Below are 904 nucleotides of genomic sequence, written 5' to 3' on the forward strand. Positions count from 1 at the left end.
TTTTCGCAGTTAATCACGTCCTTCTTCGGCTCTCAGTGCCAAGGCATCCGCCCTGCGCCCTTTATGTTTGACCTATTGTAAAATGGCCGTGCCTTCAGATCTTAGCGTAGACCTGAAAACACATTTTGCATAAATTGCATTTCGGATAACACTCCGGCAAAAGAATGTTATCCATGAAACGTTCATCGGAATCATTTCTGCTTCCTTTGTAACGCCTCGGATGTCTTCCTATCTTCGTGAACAATTTCAAAATCTTTTGATTTTTCGATTGTGCTTTGGATTTCTTTTTGGAATCGTTTGTGTATTCAGTTTTCAAGGTACGTATCTGGCTTTATCAGCCATACCAGCCGGAAAGGGATCTGATCTTTAACAGGCTTTCATCAATTCTATAATGAATCGAATCCGTTATCTCAGAACTTTTTCAGCTCGTATCACCGGTAAAGCTTTTGCTTTCCCAGTAACAGGGGATTTCCACTCTTTTCAACAGCTTGTAAGAAGGGACCCTGTGCTTATTGTTTTAAGGATGCTGGCGGCCGCCTATCTTTCCATACTGTCTCCGGCATAGTATTTTCGGCCGCCCGGGTCTTAACCATCGTGTTCGGAATGGGAACGGGTGTCTCCCCCGGGCGCATCGCCACCAGCAAGTTTTGTCATCACATTGACGACTCAACAGTAAAACACATCCTCTGCAGTGCTACTAAGCTCAGCGTTCCGCTTCGCTAAGGGCACTGCACGGCTCGCACTAAATTCGAACTCCCTTTCAGTCGTTCTCATTAAGTGCTCATGCACGTACTCATTCATTCCTTAGAAAGGAGGTGATCCAGCCGCACCTTCCGATACGGCTACCTTGTTACGACTTCACCCCAGTTACCGGCCCTGCCTTCGACTGCTCCCTCCCTTGCGG

The 904-nt window shown here is 46.8% G+C and carries 2 rRNA genes; both read right to left on the reverse strand.

From position 1 onward, the window contains the following. Window positions 1–524: 524 nt before the first annotated feature. Window positions 525–642, reverse strand: a 5S ribosomal RNA gene (rrf, locus tag ACTQ1O_RS14020). A 166-nt stretch (window positions 643–808) separates the two neighbouring features. Then, window positions 809–904, reverse strand: a 16S ribosomal RNA gene (locus ACTQ1O_RS14025); the annotation flags it as partial.

Source organism: Bilifractor sp. LCP21S3_A7 (assembly GCF_052118825.1).
Taxonomy (GTDB): domain Bacteria; phylum Bacillota; class Clostridia; order Lachnospirales; family Lachnospiraceae; genus Bilifractor.